At 55.5% G+C, this 6,348-nt stretch carries 6 protein-coding genes; 4 read left to right on the forward strand and 2 right to left on the reverse strand.

Going from position 1 to position 6,348, the window contains the following annotated elements; all coding sequences use genetic code 11:
- Positions 1–121 precede the first annotated feature (121 nt).
- Genes NHH03_RS10765 through NHH03_RS10780 form a run of 4 tightly spaced genes read left to right on the forward strand, consistent with a single transcriptional unit; the run spans position 122 to position 3,775 of the window.
- On the forward strand, positions 122–1,066 hold the full coding sequence (locus NHH03_RS10765; protein WP_253155973.1) for an ABC transporter ATP-binding protein: 945 nt from the start codon (positions 122–124) through the stop codon (positions 1,064–1,066).
- On the forward strand, positions 1,053–2,045 hold the full coding sequence (locus tag NHH03_RS10770; protein WP_253155964.1) for an ABC transporter permease subunit: 993 nt from the start codon (positions 1,053–1,055) through the stop codon (positions 2,043–2,045). Before NHH03_RS10765 ends, NHH03_RS10770 begins: the two co-directional genes overlap by 14 nt.
- Positions 2,046–2,048: 3 nt before the next feature.
- Positions 2,049–2,984: an ABC transporter ATP-binding protein gene (locus NHH03_RS10775; RefSeq protein ID WP_253155965.1), complete on the forward strand. Its 936-nt coding sequence runs from the start codon at positions 2,049–2,051 to the stop codon at positions 2,982–2,984.
- Positions 2,981–3,775 carry a hypothetical protein gene (locus tag NHH03_RS10780; RefSeq protein ID WP_253155966.1) on the forward strand — a complete coding sequence of 265 codons (795 nt, stop codon included), beginning with the start codon at positions 2,981–2,983 and terminating at the stop codon, positions 3,773–3,775. Before NHH03_RS10775 ends, NHH03_RS10780 begins: the two co-directional genes overlap by 4 nt.
- 149 nt (positions 3,776–3,924) lie before the next feature.
- Here the strand turns inward: NHH03_RS10780 and NHH03_RS10785 are convergent, their stop codons facing one another.
- Positions 3,925–5,064, reverse strand: a complete 1,140-nt coding sequence (locus NHH03_RS10785) for a DUF4832 domain-containing protein (protein WP_253155967.1) — start codon at positions 5,062–5,064, stop codon at positions 3,925–3,927.
- A 194-nt stretch (positions 5,065–5,258) separates the two neighbouring features.
- A complete protein-coding gene (locus NHH03_RS10790; protein WP_253155968.1) occupies positions 5,259–5,951 on the reverse strand; it encodes a zinc metallopeptidase in 693 nt (230 codons plus the stop codon).
- Between the last annotated feature and the right edge of the window lie 397 nt (positions 5,952–6,348).

Consider the following 6,348-nt stretch of genomic DNA (forward strand, 5'->3'; position numbering starts at 1 on the left):
CGAACTGCTGCAAGAAACACGTCTAGAATGGACACTCGCGAACTACACCGGAAGAGGCGGCAAGCTGGACACCATTGTTGATCTTCAGAACGTCACAAAATCCTACGGCGACATCCAAGCGCTGCGCGATGTTTCGCTGCGTATTCCAACGGGTGTCACCGGACTGCTGGGGCCCAACGGATCGGGAAAGAGCACGCTGATCAAGGCGTTGTTGGGATTGCTACGAACACAAACCGGTAGCGGCCGGGTGCTGGATCATGCCTGGCCGCAACAATCACGAGCGATTCGAGATTCGATCGGTTACCTGCCCGAAGACGATTGTTACATCGCCGGATTGGAAGGCATCGAGTCGGTCACGCTGATGGCTCAGCTGTCCGGTTTACCGACCGGAGAAGCATTGCGTCGCAGCCACGAGATGATGGACTTTTGTGGTTTCGGAGAGGAACGTTATCGCGAGGTCGAGTCCTATTCCACAGGGATGCGACAGAAGCTGAAATTTGCGCAGACGTTGGTGCATGACCCGCCGCTGCTGATTTTGGATGAACCGACCACGGGTCTGGACCCCGATCAGCGTTTGTCGATGTTGCGTCGCATTCGAAATTTAGCAACACAGCATGGAAAATCAGTGATCTTGTCGACACATATTTTGCCGGATGTAAGAACGGTTTGTGATCACGTCGTGATCCTGGTCGCCGGCACGGTGCGGGTGATGGACACCCTGGAAAACCTAAGTCGCCCGGTCGAGCCGACAATGCACCTGTCGATCATGGGTGACCCACAAACGCTGATAGATCGAGTCTCGTCCGCCGGCCATAGCGTCCGTTGGAATGCCCAGACGGGAACGCTAACGGTCGGTGGCATCGCTCCCGACCAGACAGCCCAGTTGTGGAGTTGGGCCGCGGAAACCGAAACAGCCGTTCGTCGCTTGGAACCGGCAGTGAACTCGCTGGAACAGATCTTCATGGACGTCGCCGCGGGAAAGAAAACGTCGGGTAGCACGCAAGAGATTGCTGCGGGATTACACGCTGCAGGATTAGATCCAGAGGCCGATCGTGCCGGTCCATGATCTTGGCTATCGAACGTGGCGTGGTGAACGCGCCGCGCACTTTTTACGTCCGTTGGTGGTCGCGCGCGCCGGTATCGCACTGGTTTTCAAACGGCGTTGGCTGCGGATCATGCTGGTGCTGGCTTGGTTGCCGGTGTTGTTCCCAGCGTTCGGAATCTTTGCGTTTGAATACTCGTCGACCGAACCTGAACTGCAAGACATGATCGTCGGTCTGGTCAGCCGCCCCCTGCAACAACCCGAATTGGGCGCGTTGATCCGCAACGATCCGGAAGCAGCACGGCATCAGGTCTGGTCGACGTTGATCCTAATGTTTTTTCGCTATCCGCAATTGTTTGCAATGGTCGCTCTGATCGGATTGATCGCGCCGTTGTTGGTGTCGTATGACTTGCGCACCAAAGCCTACTTGATGTATTTTTCGCGACCACTGTCACCGACGCAGTACATCATCGGAAAATCAGCTGTGATCTGGTGTTTGCTCGGTATGGTGGTGACGCTGCCGGCGCTGTTGTTGTACGGTATGGGGGTCCTGCTATCGCCGGATCTATCGGTGGTGCAGCAGACTTGGGACATTCCGCTGCGAATTTTTGCCGCGTCATTTGTATTATTGATCCCGACAACGACGCTGGCGATTCTGTTTTCATCACTGACTGCCGAGAGCCGGTATGCGACGTTTTGTTGGTTTGCGACCTGGGCATTGGGATTTGTCGCCTATCAAATCCTGACCTTTTCGCCCGCCGCAATGTCAGGCGATCGGCCGCGCCGTCGCCGCGGCCCGGTGGACTGGGAAGCAATGGGGGTCGATTTGGACCGCTGGCGATTGCTGTCCCCGTATCACACGTTGGGCAAGGTCCAGGCCTGGATCTTCGGGCTGGACACCACTTCGGCGAGCGTGATCCCCTGTGTCGTGCTGTTGGTCGCCATCACCGTTGTCGGTTTCTGGATTGTGCGCCGGCGTATCCTGGCGAGGTTAAGTGTTTGAACGATGATTGAATTGCAACACTTGACCAAGATGTATGGAAACGTGGTCGGTTTGAATGACATCAATGTCACCTTGGATTCGGCAGCCTACGGACTGATCGGCCCCAACGGATCGGGTAAAACCACGCTGATCAACTTGTTGATCGGTCATTTCCGGCCGACCATCGGCAGCGTCACCGTGTTTGGCAAAACACCGACCCGCAACCGCGAAATCCTGCGACGGATCGGCCTGTGCCCGGCGTCTGATGTGTTGTACCCCAATGTTTCAGCGTTGGAATGGGTGCGCTATCAAGTCAGGTTGCATGGCATCGATCGACACCAATGTGGCAAATTGGCCGAAGCCGCGCTGGAGATCGTTGGCATGACCGAGGCGATGGGCCGACCGATGGGAACCTATTCGCTGGGGATGCGGCAACGAACCAAGCTGGCTCAGGCGATTGCACATCAACCGGACCTGCTGATTTTGGATGAACCTTACAACGGGTTGGATCCGGTGGGACGATCGGAGATGACTACCATTCTAAAATCGTGGGCATCCGAAGGACGCGGACTGTTGTTTGCCAGTCACGTGCTGCAGGAAATCGAGGCGGTCACATCATCCTTTTTATTGATCCACGGCGGGCGGCTGTTGGCATCTGGGACGGCAAACGAAATTGAATCGATTTTGGCCGACACGCCGCAGGATGTCGTGGTGCTGGGGGCCGATGCCAGTCGATTGGTTCAGCGATTGGCCGACGCGCCTTGGGTCAATTCGTTGTCCCTGACTAATCAGCGCACCCAGTTGAACGTTTCGCTAAGTGATACCGCTGAGTTCTATCGTTTGATCCCACAGTGGATCAGTGACGATCAGTTGAGTATCGACCGATTGAAAACCTCCAATGGAAATTTGGAAGCGTTGTTCGAATCATTGTTGCGGCATCATCGGGGGGAGACGCCATGAATGCATGGAGTTTGCCGTTTGATGTGATGCGTTTCGAACTGCGTCGATCGATGACGCTTGGCCGGCTGGCACTGTGGTTCCTGTTGGTCGCGTTCCCGGTCGCCATCATCGCAACGATCAGTTCGATCGCCAGAATCAACTTGGGCGCCGAGTTCAATGCTCAGGAATTGGTCGAACCGTTTGGCATGACGCTGTATTTTCTGGTCCCCGAAGTCACCTGTTTGTTGGGGCTATTGCTGTGGGCAACGCCAGCGATCAGTAGTGAGATCGAAGGCCAAACATGGGTCTACTTGACCATGCGTTCTGCGGGCCGCAGCACGGTTCTGCTGGGCAAATACATGACCGCTGTTGTCTGGACACTTTCGGCGGCACTTGTCTCGGTCGGGATCAGCGCGCTGATCATCGGCCCCGAGGTTTCTTTTCGACTGTGGTGGGTGCTATCGGTCTTGTCGGTGCTGTCATGTGTCGTGCATGCCGCATTGTACGTGTTGATCGGCGCGGTGTTTTACCGCCGCACGATGGTCGCGGCGGTCGTCTACACGATGGTCGTGGAGTATGGCATGTCGTTTGTTCCAGCACTGGTCAACAAGTTGACGGTCAATTACAGATTACGTGGATTGTTGGCCGACTGGATGGGCTGGGAAGACGCTCGCAGTCAAGCCGAAAACATCTTCGGCAGTGAATCGGCAACGACCCATGTCTCGATGCTGGCGGTGATGGCACTGACGCTGATCACACTGGCATTGTGGCGCGTCGGAAGAACGGAGTATCCGACGCAGCAAGAAGGATAGAGCCGGCAGCCGCCCCTTGGCCCCGATCGAACATTCTGACGGGAGTTCAATGCACTTGCGTTTACCTGGTTCTGTCGTCGAAACAATCAGGACGTCTGAACCCTGGCGGGATCAGCTACGACAATGGCATTCCCCACTAACGACGCCCGCTACAGGTCAGCGCTGAATTGAATCGATTGTGTGGGCAAAATTGCATCGCTTTGGATCGTGATCTGCTTGAGATCTTGCGCGGTGACGTCGCTGATCGAGCAAACGGCGCTTTGGCCAGGAAGCAAGCCTTTTAGGGACGTTGCCGATCGCTTATTGCCAGCTGCGAAAAAAGCATCGCGGTAGAGGGGAGCCACCCCTTCATTGGTGACATTCAGTCGCAGTTCGTCATTTTTGACGGCGGCTTCGGTGACTCGAAAGCGATATCCGGTTGCCATGCCGGCGGATGTGATGCGGTCCACGGTGCTGTGCCGTGACTGGTCGTTTCCGATCATGTAAGTGATGTGAAACTGTTTCGCGGCTTCCTCGAATGAGACACCATTGGGGCCGTCTTTGGCGAGCGCGTTTTTTTGGTCGTTCCTGTTGTAGTAGCTGAACTCACCGCCACCGGGTTGTCGTTTCCAGCGGGTTGCCCCCAAGGTTTTCCAGTTCATCGCGTTTACCTTGGGGTGTGATTTGCACAGGAACGAATCGTCGAACACACCAAAATTTAGTGCCAGCAGTTCAGGGTTTTCTTCCAACGGCGTGTAGTCGTTATCCGCGGCATCGACGCTGATCGACCAAGGTAGCTGGGTGAACTGTTTGTCCATATGCTTCAGGAATTTGGCCTGATAGTCTTTCGACGGAAACGTCTTGCCGATCTCGCGAGGTCCGTCGTAGATGTGGAACTCGGCCCAAAGACCAAATCCCGTTTGTAGGAATGCGATGCGCGGATCGTTGTCGTACCGCTTGGCAAATTTGGTGTAGAAATCAAGCGTGAAGTCTTGCAACGCTTGGTTGCTCCAATCGCAGAAGTGTGTCGTTTTGCGTTCGCTGGTACCAATCGTCTCCTCGTAGTCCGACCGAGCGCGGATGAATTCGGGGACCGTGGTCGGTTTGCCGACGTAACAGAAATAGAAACGCAAAACAGCTTGGTGGTTGCGTTCGGCGATCTCGTCCAGCATTTGATCGATCTTGGTGTAGTCGTAGGTTGCATCGGGGCCGACGACATCGTTGTAGCCGCAGTATCGATATTCCAGTGTGATTGCATCGGGGTGCTTGCCGGCGTTGACATTGTCGGACCACAAGACGATTCCGGTCATCGGCTGGACCCGCGTGATCGATGACTTTAGCGGAACTCCGCGGGCCCCTTGTGCCCTTGTGGAACCAGCCTGAGAGACAGCGAGGCATACAATCAAAATGGTTGGTGGGAATCGCATGGTTCGCAATCTCGTATCGATTTCAAAAACTTCAAGTGCCTGTTCGTGTCCGCGGACCACCGGTCAGGGCTGCAATTTCAGCGGCCACGACCACGGCCGAAAAAGAAGCGGGCAAAGTACATGGCTTGGACGATCGCGCCGAGAGCGCCGACGACGTAGGTCATCGCTGCCCAGAACAATGATTTTCTTGCGCCAGCGTATTGATCACCGGTGGCGATACCAACTTGCTCTAACCACTTCAATGCGCGACGACTGGCATTAAACTCGACCGGCAAGGTGATCAAACTAAACAAGGCCGGCATCCCTAGCCCCAGCAGGCACAATAGCGCGGTCCCTCGATTGCCGGCGAGTTGAAAGACCGTTGCGCCACCGAACGCCAGTACCGGCAGTGCGATGTTACTGAGTTTCAACAGTGGCACCATTTTTGAGCGAGCTGTCATCATGGGATAGCCAGTGGCGTCTTGAACGGCGTGTCCGCACTCATGTGTTGCCACTGCCACCGCCGCCACATTGCGTTCCTGAAAAACAACCTGGCTTAGATTGATCGTTTTATTGCCGGGGTCGTAGTGATCCGTCAATTGACCGGGTGTGGAGATGACCTGGACATCGGTGATACCGTGATCACGCAGCATTTGTTCTGCGGCCTGGCGCCCCGATATCGGCATCGGGTCACGCGAGAATCGTACGAACCGCTTTCGCATTTGCGATGACACCATTTGGCTGATCATGGGGATGCCAAACAACAGCAGCAGAAACAACGGATCAGACATGAATGGATTCTTCCGAGAGGTGACACAACAGCAACGGCGGCCTGAATTTATAACGCCCAAGGGACGAGAAGCGGACCGCCAGAGTCAAAATCCCAGACGCCATGCTCACGCAACTGGGGGGCATCGCTGCTGAGACAGCGGGTTATTGCTCGCAGCTCGCGAGTCTCAATTTGGGAATCGCTCGAATTTCCAGAGTTTGATCAAGTCGCCGTCAAACCCAACGTTTCCAGACCGGTTGCGATCGGCAGCTTTGCCGGCGCGTTTTGAAGCCAGCGTTAAACAGCCTTTTCAACTCAAATGACTCAGCAAATTACCGCTTCGATCTCTTTACTCTCCCGCCGGGAGGTCGTCCAGCTTCGCGTGCCAACCAGTGGGAGAGTCGCATGCACTCAATCCC

This window comes from Stieleria tagensis, assembly GCF_024129865.1.
GTDB lineage: Bacteria > Planctomycetota > Planctomycetia > Pirellulales > Pirellulaceae > Stieleria > Stieleria tagensis.

Bases quoted from the DNA above. Each gene is read 5' to 3' on its own strand.
- NHH03_RS10790 (WP_253155968.1), bottom strand. From the start codon at position 5,951: ATGTCTGATCCGTTGTTTCTGCTGCTGTTGTTTGGCATCCCCATGATC.
- NHH03_RS10785 (WP_253155967.1), bottom strand. From the start codon at position 5,064: ATGACCGGAATCGTCTTGTGGTCCGACAATGTCAACGCCGGCAAGCAC.
- NHH03_RS10775 (WP_253155965.1), top strand. From the start codon at position 2,049: ATGATTGAATTGCAACACTTGACCAAGATGTATGGAAACGTGGTCGGT.
- NHH03_RS10780 (WP_253155966.1), top strand. From the start codon at position 2,981: ATGAATGCATGGAGTTTGCCGTTTGATGTGATGCGTTTCGAACTGCGT.